Origin of the sequence: Mycobacterium persicum (assembly GCF_002086675.1) — a bacterium.
GTDB lineage: Bacteria > Actinomycetota > Actinomycetes > Mycobacteriales > Mycobacteriaceae > Mycobacterium > Mycobacterium persicum.
Genome location: NZ_MVIF01000040.1, coordinates 17,391 through 44,280, shown reverse-complemented (window position 1 = coordinate 44,280; position 26,890 = coordinate 17,391). Strand labels below are relative to the sequence as shown.

Genomic DNA, 26,890 nt, shown 5'->3' with positions numbered 1-26,890 from the left:
TTCGACCCCGCCGTCGGCGCCGCGCTCGCCGCGGCCGGCACCAACCCGATCGTTCCCACCTACCTCGACTCGTCGCTGTCGGTTCGCATCAGCCACGACTCGGCCACCGCCCGCCGCCAGGACGCGCTGGGTGCCCTGCTGTGGCGCAGCCTGTACCCGGACGCCGCCCCCCGCACCCAGATCCTGGTGCCACCGGCGACGTGGAACCTGCAGGGTGACGATGCCCAGGCCATCCTCACCGCCCTGGCCACCACCATTCACGCCGGACTGGCCGTGCCGCGTCCGCTGCCGGCGCTGATCGCCGACGCGGCGGCGCACACCGAGCCACCGCAACCCCCGGGCACCGAGGCGAACCCCGCCACCGCCCGCGGCCGGATCAGCGACGACATCACCGCGCAGATCGCCGGCCAGGTCGGCCGATTGTGGAAGCTCACCGCGGCGCTGACCACCGATGACCGCACCGGGCTGACCGGCGTGCAATACACCGCGCCGCTCCGCGAGGACATGCTGCGCGCGCTCAGCCAGTCGGTACCGCCGGACACCCGCAACGGCCTGGCCCAGCAGCGGCTGGCGGTGGTCGGCAACACCATCAACGACTTCTTCGGTGCGGTCACCATCGTCAACCCGGGCGGCTCTTACACCCTGGCCACCGAACACAGTCCGCTTCCCCTGGCGCTGCACAACGGTCTGGCGGTACCCATCCGGGTCAAGCTGCAGGTCGACGCTCCGCCCGGCATGACGGTCACCGACGTCGGCCAAATCGAGCTGCCGCCCGGATATCTGCCGCTGCGGGTGCCTATCGAAGTCAACTTCACCCAGCGGGTCGCCATCGACGTGGCGCTCAAGACACCCGACGGCATGGCGCTGGGCGAACCGGTGCGGTTGTCGGTGCACTCCAACGCCTACGGCAAGGTGCTGTTCGCCATCACCCTCACCGCCGCGGCAGTCCTGGTGACACTGGCCGGACGGCGGCTTTGGCACCGATTCCGCGGCCAGCCCGACCGCGCCGACCTGGATCGCCCCGACCCGCCCCCGGCCCGGCACACCCAACAGCACGGTGCGCCCGACCGTCGGGTCGAAGAAGAGCACCGGGTATGAAACCGGCTCCGCGGCGAGTGCACCCAGCGCCGCAGCGACCGGATCAGCAGCCGGCCCCGCGCCGGTCTGAACTGTCCGACGCCGCCCTGGTGTCGCGATCGTGGGGAATGGCGTTCGCGACACTGATCAGCCGGCTCACCGGCTTCGCCCGGATCGTGCTGCTGGCCGCGATCCTGGGGGCCGCGCTTTCCAGCTCGTTCTCGGTGGCCAACCAGCTGCCGAACCTGGTCGCCGCGCTGGTCCTGGAAGCCACCTTCACCGCGATCTTCGTGCCGGTGCTGGCCCGTGCCGAGCAGGACGACCTCGACGGCGGCGCCGCGTTCGTGCGCCGACTGGTGACGTTGGCCACCACGCTGCTGATCGTGGCCACCCTCTTGTCGGTGGCCGCGGCACCGCTGCTGGTGCGGCTGATGCTGGGCCGCAATCCGCAGGTCAACGAGCCGCTGACCACCGCCTTTGCCTACCTGCTGCTCCCCCAGGTCCTGGTCTACGGCCTGTCGTCGGTTTTCATGGCGATCCTGAACACCCGCAACGTGTTCGGGCCGCCGGCGTGGGCGCCCGTCGTCAACAACCTCGTCGCCATCGCGACCCTGGGGGTGTACCTGGCGGTCCCCGGGGAGCTGTCGATCGATCCGGTCAAGATGGGCAACCCCAAGCTGTTGGTGCTGGGCATCGGCACCACGTTGGGGGTGTTCGCCCAAACCGCCGTGCTGCTGGTGGCGATTGGGCGCGAGCACATCAGCCTGCGGCCGCTGTGGGGAATCGACCAGCGGCTCAAGCGATTTGGCGCGATGGCCGCCGCGATGGTGCTGTATGTGCTGATCAGTCAGCTCGGCCTGGTCGTCGGCAACCAGATCGCCAGCACGGCAGCGGCGTCGGGCCCGGCGATCTACAACTACACGTGGCTGGTGCTGATGCTGCCGTTCGGCATGATCGGTGTCACCGTGCTGACCGTGGTGATGCCGCGACTGAGCCGCAACGCCGCCGCCGACGACATCCCGGCGGTGCTGGCCGACCTGTCACTGGCCACCCGGCTGACGATGATCACGCTGATCCCCACGGTGGCCTTCATGACGGTCGGCGGGCCGGCGATGGGCACCGCGTTGTTCGCCTACGGGCATTTCGGCCAAGTCGATGCCGGATACCTCGGCGCCGCGATCGCGTTGTCGGCGTTCACCTTGATTCCCTACGGGCTGGTGCTGCTGCAACTGAGGGTGTTTTACGCCCGGGAGCAACCCTGGACGCCCATCGTCATCATCGTGGTCATCACCGGCGTCAAGATCGTCGCCTCGCTGCTGGCGCCGCACGTCACCGACGACCCCGAGCTGGTTGCCGGCTATCTGGGACTGGCCAACGGGCTCGGATTCCTGGCCGGCGCAACGATCGGCTACTACCTGCTGCGACGGGCGCTGCGCCCCGGCGGTGGCCAGCTGATCAGCGCCCACGAGGGGCACACCGTCCTGGTGACGACTGCCGCCTCGTTGCTGGCCGGCCTGATTGCCCACGTCGCGGATCGGCTGCTCGGCCTGGCTCAGTTGACCGCCCACGGCGGTGGGGCCGGCTCACTGCTGCGGCTGCTCGTGCTGGGCCTGATCATGGCGCCGATTCTGGCCGCGGTCATGCTCGGCGCGCAGGTCCCGGAGGCACAGGCGGCGCTGCGGGTGATCCAGCATCGCCTCGGCGTTCTGCCCGGCAAACCCCGTCGGCGCGAGACCACTGCGGCGGAGGGATCGTCTGGCCGTTACCGCGTCACGTACCCTGAGCAAAGAAAGTCGTCCCCGCCGGGGGAAACCACGGTCCATCAGCCGATCCGGCGCAGACCCCCGGCAATCAGACCCGGGATAGCGAAAGGACCGGAGGTGACCGACCGCCCATCGGATAGCGCCGCCTCGTCCGACGCCGTCTCCGGCACTGACCTCCCTCGGCCGGTTGCCGACGACTTTCAGCCCGATATTCCCGCCGACCTCGATCGGGGTGCCGGGTCGCGGCCCCGCCGGCCCGACCGGCTCAACGGCGACGCCGATACCCGCGGGCCGATTCCGTTCGATGCGCCACGCGAGCGTGGCCCGGAACCGTCGGTGCCACGAGACGACGTCAACCTGGTTCCGGGCGCCCGCATAGCCAACGGCCGCTACCGGCTGCTGATCTTCCACGGCGGCACATCGCATCTGCGGTTCTGGCAGGCGCTGGACACCGCGCTGGATCGCCAGGTGGCGTTGACCTTCGTCGACCCGGAGGGCATGCTGCCGGAGGAGATGCGCCAGGGAATCCTGGCCCGCACCCTGCGGCTGAGCCGCATCGACAAACCCGGTATCGCGCGGGTGCTCGACGTCCTGCACACCGGCTCCGGGGGTGTGGTGGTCGCCGAATGGATCCGTGGCGGTTCGTTGCGCGAGGTCGCCGAGACCGCGCCGTCGCCCGTGGGGGCAATCCGGGCGATGCAGTCGCTGGCCGCGGCCGCCGACGCCGCGCACCGCGCCGGAGTGGCCCTCTCGATCGACCACCCCAGCCGGGTGCGCGTCAGCATCGAAGGCGACGTGGTACTGGCCTATCCGGCGACCATGCCGGAAGCCAACCCGCAGGACGACATCCGTGGCATTGGCGCCGCGCTGTATGCCCTGCTGGTCAACCAGTGGCCGCTGCCGGAGTCCGGGACCCGCAGCGGGTTCCCCCCGGCCGAACGGGATGCGTCCGGTGAGCCCGTCGAACCGACCGTCGTCGACCGCGACATTCCCTTCCAGATTTCTGCCGTTGCCGTCCGGTCGGTCCAGGAGAACGGCGGAATACGCAGTGCCTCAACGCTTTTGAACCTGCTTCAGCAGGCGACTGCGGTGGCCGACCGGACCGAGGTGCTCGGTCCCGTCGAGCCGGCGCCGCAGGTGTCGGTGCGCCGCTCGGCAGCGGAGGACAGCGAAGCCTATGCGCGGCGTCGCCGCAACCTGCTGATCGGCATCAGCACCGGAGCCGCCGTTCTGCTGGTCGCGCTTCTGGTTCTGGTCTCGGTGATCAACAAGGTCTTCGGGAACGTCGGCGCCGGCCTCAACCGTGACCAGCTCGGCCTGAACACCCAAACGTCGTCGGCGTCGGAGGCCAGTTCCGCCCCCGCCGGCAGCACCGTCAAACCCACCAAAGCCACCGTCTTCTCCCCCGACGGGGAGGCCGACAACCCAGGCCAGGCCGAGCTGGCTATCGACGGCAATCCCAGCACTTCCTGGCAAACCGACACCTACACCGACGCCGTGCCGTTCCCGGCTTTCAAGAACGGCGTCGGATTGATGTTGCAGCTGCCGAAGCCGACCGTGGTCGGAGCCGTCACCATCGACATTTCCAGCACCGGCACCAAGGTCGAGATCCGCTCGTCACCGACGCCGAACCCGTCGAAGCTCGACGACACCTCCGTGCTGACCTCGGCCACCGCACTCAAGCCGGGCCACAACACCATCGCGGTCAAATCATCGGCACCGACGTCCAACCTGCTGGTGTGGATTTCAACGTTGGGAACCACCGACGGCAAGAGCCGCGCCGACATCTCGGAGATCACCGTCCAGGCCGCATCTTGATTGCCGCACGGCGCCGCAAACGAGTGAAGTGCCCTGCGGCTACCGATTGGTTACTGTCCGGCGGTGGGTTTTGGGGGCAGAAGGGAACGCAGTGACGCCGAGCTGTTGGCGGCTTTCGTCGGCGGCGAGCACCGCGCCTTCGAGCAGTTGTTCCGCCGCCATCAGCGCCACCTGTACCGGTTGGCCCGGCTCACCAGCCGTACCCCGGAAGACGCCGAGGACGCACTGCAAGACGCGATGATCTCGGCACACCGGTGCGCGGCGTCGTTTCGCTATGACGCGGCCGTCAGCAGCTGGCTGCACCGCATCGTGGTCAATGCCTGCCTGGACCGGCTGCGCCAGGCCAGGGCCCGGCCGACCGCCCCACTCGATGACGTGTATCCGGTTCCGGATGCAACGGCCCGCGTGGAGACGGAGATTTTGGTGCAGCGAGCGCTGCTCCAGCTTCCGGTCGAACAACGGGCCGCAGTGGTCGCGGTCGACATGCAGGGGTATTCGATCGCCGACACGGCACGCATGCTGGGTGTGGCCGAGGGCACCGTCAAAAGCCGCTGCGCCCGCGGGCGGGCGCGGCTTGCGCGGCTGCTCGGTTACCTCGACACCGGCGCCAACGTTTTCGATGGGAGTTAGCACAGACCGGCGCGGCGCACTCCCGCGCGGGGCGCGGGTCGTCATCAAGCGGTGAATGACGGACACTGGGGCGGATGAAAGGAACCGGACACGAAGCCGACGCGAACCCGCCGCTGACCGTCGAGCTCCTCGCCGATCTGCAGGCCGGTCTGCTCGACGACGAAGCCGCCGCCGGCGTCCGCCGACGAGTGCGCACCGACCCGCAGGCAGCGGCAATGTGGCGTGCCCTGCAGCAGGTGCGCCGCGACCTCGCGGCCGCCGGAGCTGATCCGGCGTCGACGACGGATCCTCCCGCCGATGTCGCCGCCAGGATTTTCGCGACGTTGCGGTCCGCGGCTTCCGGCGAGTCGCCCGCCGCGCACGCAGCCCGGCCGCGCATCCGCCCCGGGAAAATCCTTGCCGGGATAGCCGGGTTCTGCGCGGCCGTCGCGGCGATCGGCGTCGGTACCGCCGCACTGGTCACTGCGCCCTCGCCGGCGCCGACCACGCCCGCCACCGCAATGCACATCACCGTCTCGACGCCGCCGCCGGTGATTCCGCTGTCGCCCGAACAGATCCTGGAACTGCTGCAACGCACGCCCGACTACGGCCCTGTCGATGCCGCCCTCGCCGACCCGTCACGGCGCGCGTCCTGCCTGAGCGGCCTGGGCTACCCGGCATCCACGCAGATCCTGGGAGCCCAACCGATCGGCATCAACGCCCGCCCCGGGGTGCTGCTGGTGGTACCGGGCGACGGTCCCGACACCGTGGCGGTCTACGCGGTGGCGCTCAACTGCAGCGCCGCCGATACCGGCCTGTTGGCCAGCACCACAGTTGCCCGAGCCACCGGCTCGTAGCGGCATCCCGGCATGGTCCAACGCGCGGAAGGGAACACCAGTGCCTACGCTGGCGTTCATAAAAGTCCGAGATCAGCTTTCCGCACCCGAAAGGCCCGCATGACCGCCGCTTCCACCACTCCAGACACCATCCACGACGTGATCATCATCGGCAGCGGTCCTGCCGGGTACACCGCCGCTCTCTACACCGCCCGGGCGCAGTTGGCGCCGCTGGTGTTCGAAGGCACCTCGTTCGGCGGGGCACTGATGACCACCACCGAGGTGGAGAACTATCCGGGTTTCCGCGACGGTATCACCGGTCCCGAGTTGATGGACCAGATGCGGGAACAGGCGCTGCGGTTCGGTGCCGACCTGCGCATGGAGGACGTGGAGTCGGTATCGCTGGACGGACCGATCAAGTCGGTGGTCACCGCAGAAGGGGAAATCCACCGCGCTCGGGCCGTGATCCTGGCGATGGGTGCGGCGGCGCGCTACCTGCATGTGCCCGGCGAGCAGGAGCTGCTCGGGCGCGGCGTGAGTTCGTGTGCCACCTGTGACGGGTTCTTCTTCCGCGACCAGGACATCGCCGTCATCGGCGGCGGTGACTCGGCCATGGAGGAGGCCACCTTCCTGACGCGCTTTGCCCGCAGTGTCACGCTGGTGCACCGCCGAGACGAGTTCCGGGCCTCCAAGATCATGCTCAATCGTGCCCAGGCAAACGACAAAATCAACATCTTGACCAACCAGGTGGTGCTCGCCGTGGACGGGGACACGACCGTCACCGGATTGCGGTTGCGCGACACCGTCACCGGTGAAGAAACCACGCTGCCGGTAACCGGCGTCTTTGTCGCGATCGGACACGAGCCGCGTTCCGGCCTGGTGCGCGACGCCCTCGATCTGGATCCCGACGGCTACGTGCTGGTCAACGGCGGCACCACCAGCACATCGCTGGACGGGGTATTCGCCGCCGGAGACCTGGTCGACCGCACCTACCGGCAGGCGGTCACCGCAGCCGGCAGCGGTTGTGCCGCTGCCATCGACGCCGAACGCTGGCTGGCCGAACGCGAAGCAACAGGGCACGCTGACAGTACCGACACGCTGATTGGAGCACAGCAATGACCGATTCCGACAAGTCCGGCGCCACAATCGAAGTTTCCGACGCATCCTTTTCCACCACTGTGCTGTCTAGTAATAAGCCTGTGCTGGTTGACTTTTGGGCTACCTGGTGCGGCCCATGCAAGATGGTGGCGCCGGTGCTCGAAGAGATCGCCGCCGAGCGTTCGGGCAGCCTCACCGTGGCCAAACTCGACGTCGACGCCAATCCGCAAACCGCGCGCGACTTTCAGGTCATCTCGATTCCCACGATGATCCTGTTCAAAGACGGCCAGCCGGTGAAACGGATTGTCGGGGCCAAGGGGAAAGCGGCTTTGCTACGCGAGATTTCCGACGTGGTACCGAACCTCAGCTAGTAGCTCGTCACTGGGCCGGTGCCCGATTCACGACCCGTCGGGGTGTAGCGACGATGCCGCTTGCACTCCGTCTGCAGCGGCGGTGATTTCTCGATGCGGTCGGATCGGTGCTCACGCCGTTGCGGTCCGGCGCCGCCGGACGGATGCTCCCTGCTGTCCGCAGTGACTGAAATGGTAGTGAAATCTGGTCAGGCAGAACGTGTTCCGGCCCGCCGGGAGAGTCGGCTTGCGCAGCACCGCTCCCGGCGGCCATAAAAGCTTGCGGCCGGCGGGCCGGCTTGGCTCCCGCTCGAAAGTGGAAATCGCTGCTGTGCAACCACTTTCGCGTACGAGCGGCCTCGCGGCATAACCCGTAGCAGCGCCGCCAACGGCGACACCGACATCTGCGTGGCCAACGCCCAGCGCATCAGCGTCCCTTTCCTTTTCTTCTGTCGGTCAGCACGGCTCCGTTCATCGGTCACTCTCGCTTTCTCGCACTCGAACCCTGTTATCTATCAGTGGGATCGCCTGGGCAGGCGCGCCTTGCAGCCCTTGCGAGGTTCGCCGTCTTCGCTGTGTCGCATTGATCATTTGTACTTATGATCCGAGTGGGTGAATGTATCGGCACGTCGTTGCCCCGGGTCGGCGGGCATGGTGCAATCGGTCAGTCATTGAATACCGCGAATTCGGCAATCGGAAATCCGCGGAGTCATAAACCATTAGGACGAGGAGTGTCGATTTGACGTTGTGGGTGGTTCCTGAGGGCTTGACCGGCGCAGCTGCGGCGGTGGAGGCGTTGAGTGCTCGGTTGGCGGCTGCGCATGCGGCCACGGCGCCGTTGATCACCGCAGTGGTGGCTCCAGCGGCCGACCCGGTGTCGTTGCGTACCGCGGCCGGGCTCAGCGCCTGCGGTGTGCAGCACCTGGGGATCGCGACCGAGGGTGTCGAAGAGCTGGCCCGCTCTGGTGTGGGCATCGGTGAGGCCGGGGTCAGTTATGCCGCTGGCGATGCCGCCGCGGCGTTGACATATGCGCCTGCGGCCGGCCTGGCATGAGCGCACCAGTCTGGATGGCATGCCCGCCGGAGGTGCATTCGGCGATGCTAAGTGCTGGCCCGGGGCCGGCTCCGTTGGTCGCGGCCGGCGCGCAGTGGTTGTCGCTAAGTGCTCAGTATGCCGACACGGCCGAGGAACTGAGTCTGGTCCTAGCCGCGGTGGCGGCCGGGGCTTGGCAAGGTCCCAGCGCGGAGCTGTGTGCGGCGGCCTATGCCCCATATCTGGCCTGGCTAATGCAAGCCAGCAGCGATAGTGCGGGCACGGCTGCCGCGCACGAGGCCGCGGCCACTGCCTATGCGACTGCGCTGGCGACAATGCCCACGTTGGGGGAGTTGGCCGCCAACCACACCATCCATGCGGTGCTGCTGGCCACGAACTTCTTTGGTATCAACACGATCCCGATCGCACTCAACGAAGCCGACTACGTGCGGATGTGGATCCAGGCCGCCGCCATCATGAGCGCCTACGACGCGGTTTCTGCCGCGGCACTGGCCGCTACACCACGCGCCACCACGGCACCAGTCATCCTCAAACCCGGCCGCGCCCCCGGTGCCCTAGCCGCCCAGACCACGCTCACCCCCTTCCCCTTCTGGGAAATTCTGAATCTCATCGTAGAAACGATCCTCAACGAAGCACTGATGTTCGTGTTCTTTTGGGCTTTCGCCTTTGTGCTTCTGATCTCTCCTTTACTCGTGGTTGCTGCTGGTGTGGCAGCTCTGTTGGGCGATTACACCGTTGCATTGTATTTGCTGGCTTTGCCTTTAGCCGCGCCACTTATCATGGTCGTTATGGGCACATTCTTTTTCCTGTCGCCGGCAATTGCTTTTTTTCAAGGCATCGGGTTGATTATCGATTGGATTATCGGAAATTTCGCTCTGGCTGGTCCGGCTTTGTCGACTTACGTTACTTCGGGATTGGCCATTCCCGCGACTGCCGCAAGCGCCAGCGCCGCGGTGCAGGTCACAGCGGTGGCCCCGGCGTCTGCCGTGGCGGTCGATGCGGTGCTGCCGGTTGTAACTGCACCGGCAGCGGTGTCGCCAGCGCAATTGGTGTCGGCGGCTTCGGCAGAGAGCACGGCGTCAGTGTCTGCGGCTGTTGGTAATCACGGTTCTGACGGCTTCGGTTTTGCTGGAACGCTGACCAACGGGGCCGAAATGCGCGCTGCCGGGCTGGCCGCCATCGGTTCTGAGGGCGATGGTGCGCAAATTCCGATGCTGCCGGCCAGCTGGGAGCACGGGCTAGTCGGAGCGCTCGGCGATGGGGGGTTGATCGGCGTAGCGGTGTGACGGTCAGGTAACCAGGAAAGCCACGGGAAAATCGAGTTCGAAGGAGAGTTGTTGTGAGTTTGTTGGATGCCCACATTCCGCAGTTGGTGGCGTCGCAGTCGGCGTTTGCCGCCAAGGCGGGATTGATGCGGCACACAATCGGATCGGCTGAGCAGTCAGCGATGTCGGCGCAGGCATTTCATCAGGGTGAGTCAGCGGCGGCATTTCAGGCCTCGCACGCCCGGTTTGTCGAGGCCGCCGGCAAGGTGAATGCGTTGCTGGACATCGCGCAGGCAAATCTGGGTGATGCCGCAGGCACCTATGTGGCGGCCGATGCGGCTGCAGCTTCGGCCTACACCGGCTTCTGAGGCCCAAGTAAACCATCGTCATTTCTGAAAGGGTTTGTGATGTCGCAGATTATGTACAACTACCCCGCCATGATGGCTCATGCCGGGGACATGTCCGGGTATGCCGGAACGCTGCACGGCCTGGGTGCCGACATAGCCACCGAGCAGGCCGCATTATCCAATGCGTGGCAGGGCGACACGGGGCTGACCTATCAGGGTTGGCAAGCACAGTGGAATCAGTCCATGCAGGAACTGGTCAGCGCATATCAATCGATGGCCACCACGCATGAATCCAACACGTTGGCGATGAACGCCCGTGACATGGCCGAAGCCGCCAAATGGGGCGCCTAGCCTAAAGCATCCGGTGCGCAGGCCTTCAAGACCGATTCTTCATTTCGTACGCGGCTCGAAAGCAGCAAGCACATCGCCGTCGTCCGTCAACGTCGACAAAACTCACCGACATGGCCGCGATCCGCCCCGGCCATCGCAAGCCGCAACGCGCTCACCGCAGCAAACAGCATCGAGAAATTGCCCAAAGCCGCCCGGGTTTCGGTGGCAAGAACTCTTTTCGCACCCCGCAATGCCACTTCGCCATACCGTCACGTCGCAGCAGTTGTGGTGCCGCGACCAACCGCTGCCTGCACGACGCGTCGGGCCCCGGATCAGCCTGGGGTTTTCCCGAAATCGGGAAGCGTCTGCGACAATAGCGGCTAGCTGTGTTGCATTTGTCAGCGAGTTCAGTGAGTCCTGGAGGGCCTTTGGTATGCCGAGTCCGCGCCGCGAAGACGGCGACGCGCTGCGCTGTGGAGACCGTAGCGCCGCTGTCACCGAGATCCGCGCTGCGCTGGCCGCGCTGGGGATGCTGGATAATCCCGACGAAGATCTGACTACAGGCCGCCATGTCGCACTCGAGGTGTTCGACGCCGAACTCGACCAAGCGGTACGTGCCTTCCAGCAGCATCGCGGACTGCTCGTTGACGGCATCGTCGGCGAGGCCACCTATCGGGCGTTGAAGGAGGCTTCCTACCGGCTCGGTGCCCGCACGCTCTATCACCAATTCGGTGCGCCCCTCTACGGCGACGATGTGGCGACACTACAGGCTCGACTTCAAGATCTCGGGTTCTACACGGGGCTGGTCGACGGATATTTCGGATTGCAGACCCACAATGCGCTGATGTCGTACCAGCGTGAGTACGGGCTCGCCGCCGACGGTATCTGCGGCCCGGAAACGTTGCGGTCCTTGTACTTTCTCAGTTCACGGGTCAGCGGCGGCTCACCGCACGCGATTCGGGAAGAGGAGCTGGTCCGCCGTTCGGGCCCCAAGTTGTCCGGCAAGCGCATCATCATCGATCCGGGCCGCGGGGGTGCCGATCACGGCCTGATCACCCAAGGCCCGGCCGGGCCGATCAGCGAGGCGGACGTCTTGTGGGACTTGGCGAGTCGCCTCGAAGGACGCATGTCGGCCATCGGCATGGAGACCTTCTTATCCCGCCCGGCCAACCACAGCCCGTCAGACGCCGAACGCGCCGCCACCGCTAACGCGGTTGGCGCAGATCTGATGATCAGCCTGCGCTGCGAGACCCAAGCCAGTCCTTCAGCTAACGGCGTCGCCTCGTTCCACTTCGGAAACTCGCACGGGTCGGTGTCCACCATTGGTCGCAATCTGGCTGACTTTATTCAGCGAGAAGTGGTGGCGCGCACTGGTTTACGGGACTGCCGTACCCATGGCAGAACATGGGATCTGTTGCGGCTGACCCGGATGCCGACCGTTCAAGTCGACATCGGCTATATCACCAATCCCCACGACCGGGAGATGCTGGTTTCGACACAGACCCGCGACGCCATTGCCGAAGGTATTCTTGCCGCAGTCAAGCGCCTCTACTTGTTGGGCAAAAACGACCGGCCCACGGGGACTTTCACTTTCGCCGAGTTATTGGCCCACGAGCTGTCGGTGGAGCGGGCCAGCAGGCTCGGCGGTTCCTGAATTTCGAAGTTCCGAGGGCACCTGGTTTTCCGAGCCGTCAGATGCTGTTGCCGGCCCTCGAGGTAGAACTAGCCGTGGAACTCGCGGTGGAAGCCGCCCCCACGGGTTGTTGCAGCTGCGCATTTTCCAGCAATCGCTCCAAAGCCGCCTCTACCTCGGCCTTCCACCCAAAGCCTTTGTCCAGTTCGAGCCGCAACCGCGGGAAGTACCTGTGCGAGGCCACGACCACAAAACCCATGTCGGTCAAGAAGTCTGCGTCGATGACGCAGTGGTCGACGGAGCAGTCACCGACAGCCTCGAGCACTGGACGCACTTCCGGGTCGACCAGTCCAGGATCCGCTAAATCGGCCACCTCCGCCGTGCGGCCGAAAGCCTCCAGCGCGCGGACCCCGCGTCGGACCAGTTCGTCGACCACCCCAGCGATCAGGCTGCGTGGCAAATCATCGGGGGCCAGTCCGCGTTCGATACCCATCGACGTCAACAACACCGCATCGGCAGACACCGGCGCCGTCGGAAATCGGCGGGCCCGCGGTACCGCTCGCGGCGGAGCGTAGAACACATATCCCAAACAGGGCGGTTCGGCGGCACTGCGTTCATCCGGAATGGCCGTCGCCACCTGACCGCACGAACCCCATTCCAACATCACCATGGACAGCCAGGCCTCTTTTTCGAATTCGGGGTCAGCGAGATGGTGATCGTTGCCCAGGGTCGCAGGATCCACTTCCCAGAACACGCACCGGCGCGCGTGCTTAGGAAGCTGCTCGAAGGCTTCGAGCCGCAGCGCTGTGATACGAGCAGTCACTAGTCTCCTGGCCTCCGTGCGGTACTGCAACTGTCAGCCCCGCTTTTCTGCGAGCCATTCGGCCCGCGTTGTCGCACGGCCACGCCCACAGCCCCGATCTCCCCCGGCTGATGTGCACCAGCAACCTCTCCAGGATAGGAGAGTTGGTCGCGGTTGGGCCAGTATCGGTTAGCCACCCGGGTTGCCGCCGGCCGCTGCCGGGTCACGACCGGCTCCGCTGATCACAACCGACCCGCCGCTTCACGAAAACCCTTGACGCGCATAGGGTCTGCGTCCAAGTGCACCGCAACAAGCACTGCCTCCCAATTCCGGAACCGCGTCAGTGTCACAGTGACGTAATTACCCGGTATTACGGCTCACGCCTTCGCATCAGTCATCAACCCGATGATCCGCTGCAAATCTTCCACCGAACCGAACTCCACCACGATCTTGCCCTTGCGTTTGCCAAGGCTGACCGTGACTCGGGTGTCGAAAGCGGTCGACAGTCGCTCGGCAACGTCTTGGAGTCCGGGCATGTGGATCGGTTTGCGCCGCGGCGGGTTCGGTGTGCTGGCACCGGCTCGGTTCGCCAGCGTGACGGCCTCCTCGGTGGCTCGCACCGACAGACCCTCGGCGACAATCCGGCTCGCCAGTTCCTCCTGTGCATCCGGCCCAGCCTCTAGCGACAGCAGCGCACGCGCATGACCAGCCGACAACACCCCTGCGGCGACCCGCCTCTGAACCGGGATCGGCAGCTTGAGCAGCCGGATCATGTTGGTGATCAACGGGCGCGACCGGCCGATGCGTGCGGCCAGTTCATCGTGGGTGACGCCGAATTCATCGAGGAGCTGTTGGTAGGCGGCGGCCTCCTCCAGCGGGTTCAACTGGACGCGATGAATGTTTTCCAACAGGGCGTCGCGCAGCAGACTGTCGTCACCGGTTTCGCGCACGATGGCGGGAATCGTGGTCAGGCCGGCCTCTTGGGCAGCGCGCCAACGTCGCTCCCCCATCACGATTTGGTAGTGCGCACCGCTTGGCGTCGGCCCGATCGCTCGCACGACGATTGGCTGCAAGAGCCCGAACTCGCGGATCGAGTGCACCAATTCCTGTAGTGCCTCTTGGTCGAAAACCTGGCGCGGCTGCCGGGGATTGGCCTCGATGTCCGACGGGGCGATCTCGCGGTACACCGCACCCATCGGGCTGGCGTCGAGCGCGGGCCCGCCGATCACGACGTCGGCGGTCGCCGACCCCATGCGTGGGCCGAACGACGGTCCGGACTCACCATCGGCGGGACCGGTGGGAATCAGCGAAGCCAGTCCGCGTCCAAGGCCGCCCTTCCGGCGTGACGGCTGCGTCATGGTCGTCCCCTCCCGGCTGATGGTCGATCACGATCGGCCAGTTCACGACTGGCATCGAGGTAGCTCATTGCTCCCCGCGAACCGGGATCGTAATCGATGATCGTCATGCTGTAGCCCGGCGCCTCCGATACCTTGACGCTGCGGGGAATCACCGTCCGCAATACCTTGCTCCCGAAATACCGGCGGACCTCTTCAGCCACCTGATCGGCCAGCTTCGTGCGTCCGTCGTACATCGTCAGGATCACCGTGGTGACTTCGAGTTCGGGGTTGAGGTGCGCCTTCACCATCTCGATGTTGCGCATCAGCTGTGAGACGCCCTCCAGCGCGTAATACTCACACTGAATCGGGATCAGCACTTCGGGGGCGGCGACCAGTGCGTTGATGGTGAGCAGTCCCAACGATGGGGGGCAGTCGACAAAGACGTAATCGAAGTCCAGGTTGTCCAGCTCGGCGAGCGCGGTACGCAACCGGTTTTCCCGCGCCACCATACTCACCAGTTCGATTTCGGCGCCGGCGAGATCGATCGTCGCCGGGACGCAGAACAGTCGCTCGCTATGCGGGCTGCGCCGGATCGCCTGCCGCAGCGACACTTCGCCGATGAGCACTTCATAGGACGACGGCGTCCCGGATTGCCGTTCGGTGATGCCCAACGCCGTGCTCGCGTTGCCCTGCGGGTCGAGATCGATGACGAGCGTCTTGAGCCCCTGAACGGCAAGGGCGGCGGCAAGATTGACCGCGGTGGTCGTCTTGCCCACACCGCCCTTCTGGTTGGCGACCGTGAACAGGCGCCGCTGGTGTGGTCGCGGTAACGGTTCGTGAGTGGTGTGCAGGACACGCATGGCGCGTTCGGCTGCGGCGCCGATTGGGGTGTCGATTTCGGTTGATGTTTCACGTGAAACATTCACCGTGGGATTGTGCGTTGTTTCCGCCGCCGACGCCAACTCGGTGGCCAGCAGCGCCGTCGAGGCACCGCGACCGACTGGGTTGGCACCCCCAAAGGTCCTCGCCGAGCGAGCGGTAACCGTAGACTGCGCCCCGGATACCGGCGGTGTGGCGGCTACGGCCGGCGCTTCCGCACCGGGTGCGTCTACCGAAAAGGGCGACTCCGGCCGATACCGCCGGCCGGGAGAGATCCCCGCCTGCCCTGCAGGAGCAGCTGGTGTCGATACAGCGGCACACCGGGGCGGATTCATATTGTTACTCCGTCCGGTGATTGCCCACGATCCGGTCGGTTCTGACCTTCTCGCCGTGCCACCACCACGGTTGCGGTTGGCCTTAAATAGTTCGCGCCACATTCCACTACCCTGACATCACCCACACCCGATAGGGCCATTACACGCCGATACTTCTCCACTTCATCGGCGGCTCGCTCTCCTTTGATCGCAAGCATTCGCCCGTCATGCTTCAGCAACGCCATACTCCACTTCGTCAGCTTGTCCAATGGGGCCACCGCCCTTGACACCGCGACATCGCAGGCGCCAAGTCGCTTTCGTATCGCCGGGTCCTCGGCCCGGCCCCGGACCACCTCCACCGGCAGCGCTAGGTCCGCGACGAGCTCGTGCAGAAAGTCGCTGCGCCGCAGCAGCGGTTCGAGAAGAATGATCCGAAGGTCGGGGCGTGCCAGAGCCAGCGGCACGCCGGGCAGTCCGGCACCACTGCCGATATCAACTACCCGCTCACCCGGATTGACGAGCTCGCCGACGACCGCGCAGTTCAATAGATGTCGCTCCCAGACACGTTCGGCTTCACGTGGGCCCAGTAACCCGCGCTCGACACCGCAGCCCGCCAACCAGTCGGCGTATCTCCGGGCGCGTCCAAGCCGGTCGCCAAAGATCGCCATCGGGATCCCGGACTGGTCGGGGTGCAAGGGTTCCAATGCGGGTCGCAACAGCCGGGCCGGCTCGGGAGAATGTTCATGTTTCACGTGAAACAATCTCCGATCTTCCGCGCTCTGCCGATGGCCCTGTCCGCCTGTCCACCGGAACTACATAGCTGTAACTCCCCGACTCGACGTCGCGGGGCGATCGCGGTCGGATAACGGGTTAGTCGCGCAGCACCACGACTCGCCGCGACGGCTCCGCGCCCTCGCTTTCGCTGTGTACACCGGGCACTGCGGCGACCGCATCGTGGACGATCTTGCGCTCGAACGGCGTCATCGGCGCGAGCTCCTGGCGTTCACCGCTCTCGGCAACGCGCCGTGCCACCCTTTCCCCCAAGGCCGCCAATTCTTCTCGACGACGCCGGCGCCAGCTTGCGATGTCCAGCATCAATCGACTCCGCACCCCGGTCTTCTGGTGCACTGCCAGTCGCGTCAGCTCCTGCAGAGCATCCAGCACCTCTCCCCCGCGACCCACCAGCTTATTCAGATCGTTGCTGCCGTCGATACTGACCACCGCGCGATTACCCTCGACGTCCAGGTCGATATCGCCGTCGAAGTCCAACAGGTCCAACAGCTCTTCCAAGTAGTCCCCGGCGATCTCGCCCTCGGCGACCAACCGCTCTTCCAGATCGGTCTCGTCACCATCGGCATCGGCCGGCATCACGTCTTCCGCGTCTGGCACATCCCCCACCGCCGGATTGCTCTCAATGTCAAGCTCGGTGGTTTCGGCATCAGTCATGGCTCTTCTCCCTCACTCACGGGTCAGTGTTGGCGATGTTTCGCGGCATTCTGCTGAGGTTTCTGGGCGGTCGTGCCGCTCGTCCCGCAAAGGCTGTGACGCGCTTTACCGCTTGCGCTTCTTGGGCCGCGCACCCGGGCGCGGTGTACGGCCGGCGGGAGCGTTGTTGCGGCCGGCCTGAGGCTGCTTGCCGGCCTGCGTTCGCGGCGCCCTCTCGGACTTCCCCTCCGAGCCCAGATCGGCAGAACCCGTCTCCTTCACGCCGCCGTCGACATCCGAGTCGGCCGCCGCCTCCGTGACAGACCCGTCAACGGAGGCAGACGCCGACTTGGGCAGTCGCTTCGGCTTGGCTCCCGGGGCAGGTGCGTTGGCCGCCCTGCGCTGCAACACTTCCTGTCTCTTGGCCTCGTCCTCTTTTTCGATCATCCCGAACACGTAGTGCTGCTGGCCAAACGTCCAGATGTTGTTCGAAAACCAGTAGAGGATGATCGCCAGCGGCAGGAACGGACCACCGACGACCACGCCCAGCGGGAACACATAGAGCGCCAACTTGTTCATCATCGCGGTCTGCGGGTTGGCCGCCGCCTCCGGGCTCTGCCGGGCAATGGATGCCCGGCTGTTGAAGTACGTCGCGATGCCGGCCAGGATCATGACCGGTACGCCGACCGCAATCACGGCAGGCCGACTGAAATCGATAAACGCATCCAGCCCACCGCGTTGAGTCATCGAGGCCCCGATCGGGGCGCCAAACAGGTTGGCGTCCAGGAAGTGGCCCACGTCGGTCGGGGTAAAGACGTAATTGCCGGTGAGCCGGTTCTCCAGCACCGACATCTGCGGCTGGCCGAAGCCGCCCGTCGTCCGGTTGAACGAGCGCAACACGTGGTACAGGCCCAAAAACACCGGGATCTGTGCCAGCATCGGCAAGCAACCCAGGATCGGATTGAACCCGTGTTCTCGTTGCAGCTTCTGCATCTCCATCGCCATGCGCTGGCGATCCTTGCCGTATTTCTTCTGCAGCGCCTTGATCTGCGGCTGGAGTTCTTGCATCTGGCGAGTGGTACGGATCTGCCGAACGAATGGTTTGTAGAGCAGCGCACGCAGCGTGAACACCAGGAACATCACCGACAGGGCCCACGCGAAGAAGTTCGACGGCCCGAAGATCAGCGCGAACAGCTTGTACCAGACCCACATGATCCACGACACCGGGTAGTAGACGAAGTCGAGGCTGAAGAAATCAAACAAAAGACTCACTCTTCCCTTGCTTCGCCGGCAGGTCCCCGCGGACATCGCAGTCCGAACATCCCCGGCGCTCTGGTATGGGATCCCATCCTCCCCGATGCCAGGGTCCGCACTTCGCGAGCCTGGCTACGGTCAGCCAACTGCCCCGGATCAGACCGTATTCGGTCAGCGCATCCACGGCGTACTGGCTGCAGGTCGGGACGAAACGACACGAGGCCGGCCGTAGCGGAGACACCATGTGCCGATAGAGATTGATCATGAAAATCAGTCCGCGGGCTGTCCATCGCCCGGTGGCCTTCGCCACCCGCGCGGGACTCCACGCCGACTGGGTCACCGGACAGTACCCCCCGATTCGAATGCGCGGCGTAAACCGCGGCGCAGCTGCTGTTCCAGCCACACCGACGAGACGTACCGACTGCTCGGCAGTGCCCGGATCACCACTTGGTCGCACGGATGCAAGTTGCCCAACAACGGCCGGGCAACGTGTCGCAACCGACGTGCCACCCGATGACGTTCGACCGCGGTACCCACCGATTTGGCGATGATCAATCCCACCCGCGGACCGCTGCAGTCCTTCGATTGGTCACCTCGACGGACGTGGACGACCACGTCGGGCTGTACGGTTCGAATCCCATACTTGACGGTTGCGTCGAACTCCGTTGACCGCCTCATGCGGTTGCGTGCGGACAGCACCGCTAAGAAACCTGACGCGACGATCAGGCAGTCAGTGCGCGGCGGCCCTTACGGCGCCGGCCGGAGACGATGGCTCGCCCGGCCCGGGTACGCATCCGCAGTCGAAAACCATGAACGCGGGCTCGGCGCCGGTTGTTCGGCTGGAAGGTCCGCTTGCCCTTGGCCACGGCGTTCTCCTCGATCTGTCTCGCATACCATCCGCCCGCTCAATCTCGCACAGTCGGCGGCCGGAGGTAGTCTGGCTGCTGGCCGGCGCGGTCCCCGGAGACATGATCCAGGTCGCAGCCGTATCGCCGACTTTCGGGCGACTGTTTGAGGGTACTGACGAGGCTTCGCCTGGTCAAACCTGGCCCGTCCCAACAGACTCAGGCCGAACCCGCCCGCCACCGAAAGATGGCTGCCCCTAACGCACTCCATATTGCACGCACATCCAAAGACGACCAACGGAAAACGAAAGAACTGTTGGCAGCCGCACCGAAAACTGTTAGCTTCGGGCAGTGCTGTTTCGGACTGAAACGGCGGCCGACGATGAAGCGAGGATGGCGGATCGACTAGCTGCCCCGACAGCCGGGTGGTTGGATGCAGCGCGGAGATCGCGGGCCGTGGCCGAAAGGTTACGGAACGTAGTCGACCGTCCTTTCCACAACTGTGGATAACCATGTGGACAGCTTGCTTGTCGCCGACAATTGCACCTCGATGTCGGACCAGGGGGATGCGTCGTTGACCGATGATCCCGGGTCCGGCTTTGCCTCGGTGTGGAATGCGGTCGTCTCCGAACTCAACGGGGAACTCAACGCTGACGGCATCGCGGGCACTGGCACCACCCTCACCACTCCCCTCACCCCCCAGCAACGAGCATGGTTGAACCTCGTCCAACCACTCACCATCGTCGAGGGGTTTGCGTTGTTGTCGGTCCCAAGCAGCTTCGTCCAAAACGAGATCGAGCGTCACCTGCGTACCCCGATCACCGACGCGTTGAGTCGACGACTCGGCCACCAAATCCAACTCGGTGTTCGCATCGCGCCACCTCCGCCCACCGCTCACGCCGACGAGGGCGGGCAGTCCGCCGATGATCCCAGCCTGGAAATGTCCCGGGACACATCACCCGAAACCGCCGGAGACAACGACGACCCCGACGAGACCGCCGGCAGCCCTCGACCCAGTTGGCCCACCTACTTCACCAAGCGCCCGTCGGGTACCGATACGGTCGCCGCCACCGGTGGCACCAGCCTCAACCGCCGCTACACTTTCGACACCTTCGTGATCGGCGCCTCCAATCGGTTCGCGCACGCCGCCACCCTGGCCATCGCCGAAGCACCGGCACGCGCCTACAACCCCCTCTTCATCTGGGGCGAGTCGGGACTTGGGAAAACTCACCTCTTGCACGCGGCCGGCAATTACACGCAGCGACTGTTCCCAGGGATGCGGGTCAAGTACGTCTCCACCGAGGAATTCACCAACGACTTCATCAACTCCTTGCGCGACGACCGCAAGGTCGCCTTCAAGCGCAGCTACCGCGACGTCGACGTGTTGCTCGTCGATGACATCCAGTTCATCGAAGGCAAAGAAGGCATTCAGGAAGAGTTCTTCCACACCTTCAACACGCTGCACAACGCGAACAAGCAGATCGTCATCTCCTCCGACCGGCCACCCAAACAACTCGCCACGCTCGAAGACCGGCTGCGGACCCGGTTCGAATGGGGCCTGATCACCGATGTGCAGCCCCCGGAGTTGGAGACCCGCATCGCCATCTTGCGCAAGAAGGCGCAGATGGAACGGCTCGCGGTGCCCGACGATGTGCTAGAACTCATCGCCAGCAGCATCGAACGCAACATCCGCGAACTCGAGGGTGCACTGATCCGGGTCACCGCATTCGCTTCGCTGAACAAGACCCCGATCGACAAAGCCCTGGCTGAGATAGTGCTGCGCGACCTCATCGCCGACGCCACCGCCATGCAGATCAGTGCGGCGACCATCATGGCCGCCACCGCCGAGTATTTCGACACCACGGTCGAAGAGCTGCGCGGACCGGGCAAGACCCGATCGCTGGCCCAGTCCCGACAGATCGCGATGTATCTCTGCCGTGAACTCACCGATCTGTCTCTGCCCAAGATCGGTCAGGCATTCGGCCGCGACCACACCACGGTCATGTACGCCCAACGCAAGATCTTGTCCGAAATGGCCGAACGCCGCGAAGTCTTCGATCATGTCAAAGAGCTCACGACAAGGATCCGTCAGCGCTCCAAGCGATGAACTCGGTCCATTTCCGGCCACCTTCTGCAAAAAAACTTCTCTCCCGCCAGTCACAGCAGCCACACCATCGGGTGTGGGTAGTTGTGTGCACAGCCACTCGAAACTGGATTGCACACTTCGGCCTGCCGTTGCACACCTGGCGATTCATCCCCAGCAGCTCACACGGCCCACACAGCCCGCAACGTCGTCATCCACATCCCAGTTCGCCGCCTAGCAGCACCGACGCCTGGCCATCCCCAGAACTCACACCCCTTATTACTGTTATTGAGATCTATTCCAAGGTTGTCCTTAGAAGAACGGGTCTGGGGACACCGCCCACACAGGGTCCCTCGCGAGGGTGCGCAGCCCGACATGTCAGCGTTGACGATTAGCTTTCAACTTGGGGCCAGACGTTCTACGGTTGTTGTTCGACTGCCGTTGCGGCGTTACGTCACCGGCGGTCGCGATGCCGGCGGCGGGAGCTGGCTCACGGATCCAGGGATCGAACTCACTGTTAGGTGAAGGGACGCAATGGACGCGGCTACGACCCAGACTGGTCTCACCGACTTGAAGTTTCGCTTGGTGAAGGAGTCGTTCGCCGAGGCGGTGTCGTGGGTGGCGAAGAATCTGCCGACCAGGCCGGCCGTGCCGGTGCTTTCAGGTGTGTTGTTGACGGGCTCAGACGACGGGCTGACAATTTCCGGATTCGATTACGAGGTTTCCGCCGAAGTACAGGTTGCTGCCGAAATAGCTTCTCCGGGAAGCGTTTTGGTTTCAGGCCGGCTGTTGTCCGACATTACGCGCGCCTTGCCCAACAAGCCGGTCGATTTCTACGTCGACGGCAACCGGGTCGCCTTGACCTGCGGAAATGCCAGGTTCTCGCTGCCGACCATGGCGGTGGAGGACTACCCGACGCTGCCGACGTTGCCCGATGACACCGGCACGTTGCCGTCAGATCTGTTCGCCGAGGCCATCAGCCAGGTCGCCATCGCGGCCGGCCGTGACGACACACTGCCGATGTTGACCGGCATCCGCGTCGAGATCTCGGGTGAGACGGTTGTTTTGGCGGCAACCGACAGGTTCCGCCTGGCGGTACGCGAATTGACCTGGACCGCGTTGTCGCCTGAGGTCGAAGCGTCGGTGCTGGTACCGGCCAAGACCTTGGCCGAGGCCGCCAAAGCCAACAGTGACGGATCTGATGTCCGGTTGTCATTGGGTGCCGGCACGGGCGTCGGCAAGGACGGGCTGCTGGGGATCAGCGGTAATGGCAAGCGCAGCACAACGCGGCTGCTGGACGCGGAGTTTCCGAAATTTCGCCAACTGCTGCCGGCCGAGCACACCGCGGTGGCCACCGCGGATGTGGCGGAATTGACCGAAGCGATCAAACTGGTCGCGCTGGTTGCCGATCGTGGCGCGCAGGTCCGTATGGAATTCGCCGAAGGGACGCTGCGGCTTTCCGCCGGCGCCGACGATGTCGGACGAGCCGAGGAAGACCTTGCTGTCGACTTCGCCGGTGAACCGTTGACGATCGCGTTCAACCCGACATATCTGACCGACGGTCTGGGGTCGTTGCATTCCGAGCGGGTGTCGTTTGGTTTCACCACCCCGGGAAAACCCGCTCTGCTGCGTCCCGCATCAGCCGAGGATGGCACGCCGACGGGTAATGGTCCCTTCCCGGCGGTGCCGACGGACTACGTCTACCTGCTGATGCCGGTTCGGTTGCCGGGCTGATCGTTGTGGTGCCGAAGTAGGTGTACGTCCGGCATTTGGGATTGCGTGATTTCCGTTCGTGGGCGCACGCGGACCTCGAATTGCATCCGGGGCGGACCGTGTTCGTTGGTCCGAACGGCTTTGGAAAGACGAATCTCATTGAGGCACTGTGGTATTCGAGCACTTTAAGTTCACATCGGGTCGGCACCGACGCGCCGCTGATTCGGGCCGGCGCCGACCGTGCGGTGATCTCGACGATCGTGGTCAGCGACGGTCGGGAATGCGCGGTGGACCTCGAGATCGCCGCCGGACGGGCGAACAAGGCCCGGCTGAACCGGTCACCGGTGCGCAGCACTCGTGAAGTGGTCGGGGTGTTGCGAGCGGTGCTGTTCGCTCCCGAGGATTTGGCATTGGTCCGCGGGGATCCGGCAGAACGACGCCGCTACCTCGACGATTTGGCCACAGTGCGCCGCCCGGCCGTGGCCGCGGTGCGGGCCGACTACGACAAGGTGCTGCGGCAGCGTACCGCGCTATTGAAATCGGTAGCGGGCGCGCGGTATCGAGGCGACCGCGGGGTGCTGGACACCCTGGATGTCTGGGATGGCCGGCTGGCCGAGCACGGCGCCGAATTGATGGCCGCCCGTATGGATTTGGTGAGTCAATTGACCCCGGAGGTGGCGAAGGCCTATCAACTGCTCGCGCCGGAGTCACGCACGGCGTCCATCGAGTACCGCGCCAGCATGACGTCGGTCCTCCCCGGATCTGACGAACCTGACGGGACTGCCGATCGCGGGTGCCTCGAGGCCCGGTTGTTGGCGGCACTGGCCGCGCGTCGTGATGCCGAGGTGGAACGTGGGGTATGTCTGGTCGGCCCGCACCGCGACGACCTGGAATTGCGGTTGGGCGACCAGCCCGCCAAAGGTTTTGCCAGCCATGGGGAGTCGTGGTCGATGGCGGTCGCGCTGCGGCTGGCCTCCTATGAATTGTTGCGGGTCGAGGGTAGTGACCCGGTGTTGTTGTTGGACGACGTTTTTGCCGAGCTGGATACCAGGCGCCGTAGGGCCCTGGCGAGCGTGGCGGAGTCGGCCGAACAGGTTGTGGTGACCGCGGCGGTGCCGGAAGACATTCCGGCGGGTTGGGACGCGAAACGGGTGCAGATCGACTTGCGTGAGGGTGACGATGGACGAATATCGGTGGTGTCCGCATGAACGGTGAGCAATCGAGCCCGGAGCACACCCAACAACCCGACAACGGTATCGACCTGGTTCGACGTACCCTCGCAGAGGCTCGGGCCGCCGCTCGTGCCCGGGGACGGGATCTCGGGCGCGGGCCGGTGGCGCAGCCTGTTTCATCGCGACGCGTCGCCGGACAGCGCCGAAGCTGGTCGGGTCCGGGACCCGATGTTCGCGATCCGCAACCGTTGGGCAGGCTGGCCCGCGAACTGGCGAAGAAGCGCGGTTGGTCCGGACGTGTCGCCGAAGGCACCGTGCTGGGCCAGTGGGCCGCGGTGGTCGGCCAGCAGATCGCCGACCATGCGACTCCGACCTCGCTGGACGACGGTGTGCTCAGCGTGACCGCCGAATCGACCGCATGGGCCACGCAGTTGCGGATCATGCAGTCCCAACTACTGGCCAAAATCGCTGCTGCGGTGGGTAACGGAGTGGTGACCACGCTGAAAATCACCGGTCCGGCCGCACCGTCGTGGCGCAAAGGGCCGCGACACATCGCCGGTAGGGGGCCTCGCGACACCTATGGCTAGCCCATGACCCGGGTCGATCAAGCGGCGGCCCGAGCTCCCTGTCGTCCACGTCTGAAATCCACCAGGACGAAGCGGACCCGTATCCCCGACGTCCGGACGCGTCCTCCAACAAGATATTGAGCGCACGGCGCAGTTAGATAGGTGGAAACGCACCTAGAGAATCGGTGCGGACAGGTGCTCACGGTAGAGTAGATATACGACCCGCTGCGGTGACTGGACCGCTCGCATGTGCAACCCCGAGGAGAACATTCGGACCGTGGCTGCCCAGAAGAAGAAGGCCCAAGACGAATACGGCGCTGCATCCATCACGATTCTCGAGGGACTAGAGGCCGTCCGCAAACGCCCCGGCATGTACATCGGCTCGACCGGTGAGCGCGGCCTGCACCATCTCATTTGGGAGGTGGTCGACAACGCGGTCGATGAGGCAATGGCCGGTTACGCGGCCACCGTCACCGTGGTGCTGCTCGAGGATGGCGGTGTCGAGGTGACCGACGACGGCCGCGGAATCCCGGTTGCGATGCACGCCTCCGGAATACCGACCGTGGACGTGGTGATGACCCAGCTGCACGCCGGCGGGAAGTTCGATTCCGACGCCTACGCGATTTCGGGCGGACTGCACGGTGTCGGTGTCTCGGTGGTCAACGCACTGTCCACCCGGCTGGAGGTGGAGATCAAACGCGACGGCTATGAGTGGTCGCAAGTCTACGAGAAATCCGAGCCGATGGGACTCAAGCAAGGCGCGCCGACGAAGAAGACCGGCACGACGGTACGATTCTGGGCCGACCCCAATGTTTTTGAGACCACCGAGTACGACTTCGAAACCGTCGCACGACGGTTGCAGGAGATGGCGTTTCTCAACAAGGGGCTCACCATCAACCTGACCGATCAGCGGGTCAGCCAAGACGAGGTCGTCGACGAGGTGGTCAGCGACGTCGCCGAGGCCCCGAAGTCGGCCAGGGAGAAGGCGGCCGAATCCGCCGCCCCGCACAAGGTCAAGAAGCGCACCTTCCACTATCCCGGAGGGCTGGTTGATTTCGTCAAGCACATCAACCGCACCAAGAATGCCATCCATAGCAGCATCGTCGACTTCTCCGGTAAGGGCCCCGGCCACGAGGTGGAGATCGCGATGCAGTGGAATGCCGGGTACTCGGAGTCAGTGCACACCTTCGCCAACACCATCAACACCCATGAGGGTGGGACTCACGAAGAGGGGTTCCGCAGCGCGCTGACCTCCGTGGTGAACAAGTACGCCAAGGACCGCAAACTACTCAAGGACAAGGACCCCAACCTCACCGGCGACGACATCCGGGAAGGGTTGGCCGCGGTGATTTCGGTGAAAGTCAGCGAGCCGCAGTTCGAAGGTCAGACAAAGACGAAACTGGGCAACACCGAGGTGAAGTCGTTCGTGCAGAAGGTGTGCAACGAACAGCTCACCCATTGGTTCGAGGCCAACCCCGCCGATGCCAAAACCGTTGTCAACAAGGCAGTTTCATCAGCGCAGGCCAGGATTGCCGCTCGCAAGGCGCGGGAGTTGGTGCGCCGCAAGAGCGCAACCGATCTGGGCGGACTGCCGGGGAAATTGGCCGACTGCCGCTCGACCGACCCGCGCAAGTCCGAATTGTATGTGGTGGAGGGTGATTCGGCCGGCGGCTCGGCGAAGAGCGGCCGCGACTCGATGTTCCAGGCCATCCTGCCGTTGCGCGGCAAGATCATCAACGTCGAGAAGGCCCGCATCGACCGGGTGTTGAAGAACACCGAAGTCCAGGCGATCATCACCGCGCTGGGTACCGGAATCCACGACGAATTCGACATCGCGAGACTGCGTTACCACAAGATTGTGCTGATGGCCGACGCAGACGTCGACGGCCAGCACATCTCGACGTTGTTGTTGACGTTGTTGTTCCGCTTCATGCGTCCGCTGATCGAGAACGGGCACGTGTTCTTGGCCCAGCCGCCGTTGTACAAACTGAAATGGCAACGTTCCGACCCCGAATTCGCCTACTCCGATCGCGAGCGTGACGGGTTGCTGGAGGCAGGGCTCAAGGCCGGCAAGAAGATCAACAAGGAAGACGGCATCCAGCGCTATAAGGGCCTGGGCGAAATGGATGCCAAGGAATTGTGGGAAACCACCATGGACCCGTCGGTGCGGGTACTGCGTCAAGTCACGTTGGACGACGCCGCGGCCGCCGACGAGCTGTTCTCCATCCTGATGGGTGAGGACGTGGATGCACGCCGAAGCTTTATCACCCGCAACGCCAAGGACGTTCGCTTCCTAGATGTCTAAAGCGTGCCCGCGCAC

The 26,890-nt window shown here is 64.8% G+C and carries 24 protein-coding genes and 1 pseudogene; 16 read left to right on the top strand and 9 right to left on the bottom strand.

From position 1 onward, the window contains the following. From BST40_RS14315 to cwlM, 11 genes and pseudogenes are all read left to right on the top strand, one after another. Positions 1–1,098 (top strand): annotated as a pseudogene (locus BST40_RS14315) (DUF6049 family protein); the annotation flags it as partial. Continuing rightward, positions 1,095–4,658, top strand: a complete 3,564-nt coding sequence (locus BST40_RS14310; protein ID WP_083154547.1) for a lipid II flippase MurJ — start codon at positions 1,095–1,097, stop codon at positions 4,656–4,658. The pseudogene BST40_RS14315 and the gene BST40_RS14310, both read left to right, overlap by 4 nt. A gap of 63 nt (positions 4,659–4,721) precedes the next feature. Then, positions 4,722–5,288 (top strand): RNA polymerase sigma factor SigM, encoded by a 567-nt coding sequence (sigM, locus tag BST40_RS14305; RefSeq protein WP_075547677.1) that lies wholly within the window; start codon positions 4,722–4,724, stop codon positions 5,286–5,288. A gap of 74 nt (positions 5,289–5,362) precedes the next feature. Continuing rightward, complete coding sequence (locus BST40_RS14300; RefSeq protein WP_083154545.1) at positions 5,363–6,124, top strand: hypothetical protein; 762 nt, start codon at positions 5,363–5,365, stop codon at positions 6,122–6,124. A gap of 99 nt (positions 6,125–6,223) precedes the next feature. Continuing rightward, the gene (trxB, locus tag BST40_RS14295; RefSeq protein WP_075547679.1) at positions 6,224–7,222 is read left to right on the top strand and encodes a thioredoxin-disulfide reductase; all 999 of its coding nucleotides are present in this window, start codon (positions 6,224–6,226) and stop codon (positions 7,220–7,222) included. Beyond that, complete coding sequence (gene trxA / locus BST40_RS14290) at positions 7,219–7,572, top strand: thioredoxin (RefSeq protein ID WP_075547680.1); 354 nt, start codon at positions 7,219–7,221, stop codon at positions 7,570–7,572. Before trxB ends, trxA begins: the two co-directional genes overlap by 4 nt. A gap of 718 nt (positions 7,573–8,290) precedes the next feature. Then, a complete protein-coding gene (locus BST40_RS14285) occupies positions 8,291–8,605 on the top strand; it encodes a PE family protein (protein ID WP_075547681.1) in 315 nt (104 codons plus the stop codon). Then, positions 8,602–9,891, top strand: coding sequence for a PPE family protein (locus BST40_RS14280; RefSeq protein ID WP_083154544.1), 1,290 nt, complete (start codon positions 8,602–8,604; stop codon positions 9,889–9,891). The genes BST40_RS14285 and BST40_RS14280 overlap by 4 nt, the downstream gene beginning before the upstream one ends. 53 nt (positions 9,892–9,944) lie before the next feature. Next, positions 9,945–10,238, top strand: a complete 294-nt coding sequence (gene esxG, locus BST40_RS14275) for a type VII secretion system protein EsxG (protein WP_075547683.1) — start codon at positions 9,945–9,947, stop codon at positions 10,236–10,238. Between the two features lie 39 nt (positions 10,239–10,277). Further along, a complete protein-coding gene (locus tag BST40_RS14270) occupies positions 10,278–10,568 on the top strand; it encodes a WXG100 family type VII secretion target (RefSeq protein ID WP_075547684.1) in 291 nt (96 codons plus the stop codon). A 412-nt stretch (positions 10,569–10,980) separates the two neighbouring features. Then, a complete protein-coding gene (cwlM, locus tag BST40_RS14265; RefSeq protein WP_075547685.1) occupies positions 10,981–12,201 on the top strand; it encodes an N-acetylmuramoyl-L-alanine amidase CwlM in 1,221 nt (406 codons plus the stop codon). Between the two features lie 37 nt (positions 12,202–12,238). Here the strand turns inward: cwlM and BST40_RS14260 are convergent, their stop codons facing one another. The 9 genes from BST40_RS14260 to rpmH all read right to left on the bottom strand — a co-directional run bounded on the left by BST40_RS14260 (position 12,239) and on the right by rpmH (position 19,057). Then, entirely contained in the window at positions 12,239–13,003 is a 765-nt protein-coding gene (locus BST40_RS14260) for an acetyltransferase (protein WP_083154542.1), read from the bottom strand. Between the two features lie 356 nt (positions 13,004–13,359). Then, the gene (locus BST40_RS14255) at positions 13,360–14,340 is read right to left on the bottom strand and encodes a ParB/RepB/Spo0J family partition protein (RefSeq protein WP_075547687.1); all 981 of its coding nucleotides are present in this window, start codon (positions 14,338–14,340) and stop codon (positions 13,360–13,362) included. Next, positions 14,337–15,296 (bottom strand): ParA family protein, encoded by a 960-nt coding sequence (locus tag BST40_RS14250; protein WP_240316724.1) that lies wholly within the window; start codon positions 15,294–15,296, stop codon positions 14,337–14,339. Before BST40_RS14250 ends, BST40_RS14255 begins: the two co-directional genes overlap by 4 nt. Positions 15,297–15,529: 233 nt before the next feature. Further along, positions 15,530–16,273, bottom strand: a complete 744-nt coding sequence (gene rsmG / locus BST40_RS14245; protein WP_425270697.1) for a 16S rRNA (guanine(527)-N(7))-methyltransferase RsmG — start codon at positions 16,271–16,273, stop codon at positions 15,530–15,532. Positions 16,274–16,382: 109 nt separating this feature from the next. Next, positions 16,383–16,958 (bottom strand): Jag family protein, encoded by a 576-nt coding sequence (locus BST40_RS14240; RefSeq protein WP_075547688.1) that lies wholly within the window; start codon positions 16,956–16,958, stop codon positions 16,383–16,385. A 105-nt stretch (positions 16,959–17,063) separates the two neighbouring features. Then, positions 17,064–18,209: a membrane protein insertase YidC gene (yidC, locus tag BST40_RS14235; protein ID WP_075547689.1), complete on the bottom strand. Its 1,146-nt coding sequence runs from the start codon at positions 18,207–18,209 to the stop codon at positions 17,064–17,066. Continuing rightward, on the bottom strand, positions 18,193–18,531 hold the full coding sequence (yidD, locus tag BST40_RS14230; RefSeq protein ID WP_089025144.1) for a membrane protein insertion efficiency factor YidD: 339 nt from the start codon (positions 18,529–18,531) through the stop codon (positions 18,193–18,195). Before yidD ends, yidC begins: the two co-directional genes overlap by 17 nt. Beyond that, entirely contained in the window at positions 18,528–18,890 is a 363-nt protein-coding gene (gene rnpA / locus BST40_RS14225; RefSeq protein ID WP_075547690.1) for a ribonuclease P protein component, read from the bottom strand. Before rnpA ends, yidD begins: the two co-directional genes overlap by 4 nt. 23 nt (positions 18,891–18,913) lie before the next feature. Then, positions 18,914–19,057, bottom strand: coding sequence for a 50S ribosomal protein L34 (gene rpmH, locus BST40_RS14220; RefSeq protein ID WP_068111553.1), 144 nt, complete (start codon positions 19,055–19,057; stop codon positions 18,914–18,916). Between the two features lie 553 nt (positions 19,058–19,610). Here rpmH and dnaA point away from each other — a divergent pair. The 5 genes from dnaA (at position 19,611) to gyrB (ending at position 26,875) form a co-directional block, all read left to right on the top strand. Beyond that, entirely contained in the window at positions 19,611–21,143 is a 1,533-nt protein-coding gene (gene dnaA, locus BST40_RS14215) for a chromosomal replication initiator protein DnaA (RefSeq protein ID WP_075547712.1), read from the top strand. Between the two features lie 510 nt (positions 21,144–21,653). Then, on the top strand, positions 21,654–22,853 hold the full coding sequence (gene dnaN / locus BST40_RS14210; protein ID WP_075547691.1) for a DNA polymerase III subunit beta: 1,200 nt from the start codon (positions 21,654–21,656) through the stop codon (positions 22,851–22,853). 20 nt (positions 22,854–22,873) lie between these two features. Next, positions 22,874–24,040 (top strand): DNA replication/repair protein RecF, encoded by a 1,167-nt coding sequence (gene recF, locus BST40_RS14205; RefSeq protein ID WP_083154541.1) that lies wholly within the window; start codon positions 22,874–22,876, stop codon positions 24,038–24,040. After that, on the top strand, positions 24,037–24,591 hold the full coding sequence (locus BST40_RS14200) for a DUF721 family protein (RefSeq protein ID WP_075547693.1): 555 nt from the start codon (positions 24,037–24,039) through the stop codon (positions 24,589–24,591). Before recF ends, BST40_RS14200 begins: the two co-directional genes overlap by 4 nt. Before the next feature lie 256 nt (positions 24,592–24,847). After that, on the top strand, positions 24,848–26,875 hold the full coding sequence (gyrB, locus tag BST40_RS14195) for a DNA topoisomerase (ATP-hydrolyzing) subunit B (RefSeq protein WP_075547713.1): 2,028 nt from the start codon (positions 24,848–24,850) through the stop codon (positions 26,873–26,875). The last annotated feature ends 15 nt before the right edge of the window (positions 26,876–26,890 follow it).

Excerpts from the sequence above, each read along its gene's own strand:
- BST40_RS14240 (WP_075547688.1), bottom strand. The coding sequence starts at position 16,958 with ATGACTGATGCCGAAACCACCGAGCTTGACATTGAGAGCAATCCGGCG.
- BST40_RS14200 (WP_075547693.1), top strand. The coding sequence starts at position 24,037 with ATGAACGGTGAGCAATCGAGCCCGGAGCACACCCAACAACCCGACAAC.
- BST40_RS14310 (WP_083154547.1), top strand. The coding sequence starts at position 1,095 with ATGAAACCGGCTCCGCGGCGAGTGCACCCAGCGCCGCAGCGACCGGAT.
- trxB (WP_075547679.1), top strand. The coding sequence starts at position 6,224 with ATGACCGCCGCTTCCACCACTCCAGACACCATCCACGACGTGATCATC.
- BST40_RS14280 (WP_083154544.1), top strand. The coding sequence starts at position 8,602 with ATGAGCGCACCAGTCTGGATGGCATGCCCGCCGGAGGTGCATTCGGCG.
- BST40_RS14255 (WP_075547687.1), bottom strand. The coding sequence starts at position 14,340 with ATGACGCAGCCGTCACGCCGGAAGGGCGGCCTTGGACGCGGACTGGCT.
- dnaN (WP_075547691.1), top strand. The coding sequence starts at position 21,654 with ATGGACGCGGCTACGACCCAGACTGGTCTCACCGACTTGAAGTTTCGC.
- trxA (WP_075547680.1), top strand. The coding sequence starts at position 7,219 with ATGACCGATTCCGACAAGTCCGGCGCCACAATCGAAGTTTCCGACGCA.
- cwlM (WP_075547685.1), top strand. The coding sequence starts at position 10,981 with ATGCCGAGTCCGCGCCGCGAAGACGGCGACGCGCTGCGCTGTGGAGAC.
- BST40_RS14300 (WP_083154545.1), top strand. The coding sequence starts at position 5,363 with ATGAAAGGAACCGGACACGAAGCCGACGCGAACCCGCCGCTGACCGTC.
- BST40_RS14270 (WP_075547684.1), top strand. The coding sequence starts at position 10,278 with ATGTCGCAGATTATGTACAACTACCCCGCCATGATGGCTCATGCCGGG.